Origin of the sequence: Bartonella sp. CL63NXGY (genome assembly GCF_042194905.1) — a bacterium.
GTDB lineage: Bacteria > Pseudomonadota > Alphaproteobacteria > Rhizobiales > Rhizobiaceae > Bartonella.
The window spans coordinates 331-624 of record NZ_JBHINK010000125.1; the positions used below are offsets into that span (position 1 = coordinate 331).

Sequence of the window (294 nt, forward strand, 5' to 3'; positions counted from 1 at the left end):
TGGGATAGTCTTTTAAGATTTCGCGAACCTCTTTAATTGGTTGGATTGTCCCAATTTCGTTATTAACAGCCATAATTGATACTAAAATCGTATCTGGCCGAATAGCCGCCTTCACATCAGCAGGATTTATTCTCCCTTCCTTGTCAACTGGCAAGTAAGTAATATCAAATCCTAATTCTTTAAGCTGTTCTAATGGATTACGTACTGCTGCATGTTCGACACTAGTAGTGATAATATGCTTACCGAAGCGGTACTTAGCCATCGCAGTCCCCTTAATCACCCAGTTATCACCTT

General features: G+C 40.1%; 1 protein-coding gene. It reads right to left on the bottom strand.

Going from position 1 to position 294, the window contains the following annotated elements:
- Positions 1-262: aminotransferase class V-fold PLP-dependent enzyme (locus ACFIK0_RS09650; RefSeq protein ID WP_375663953.1), on the bottom strand; the 262-nt coding region annotated here is incomplete at its 3' end.
- Positions 263-294: the final 32 nt, after the last annotated feature.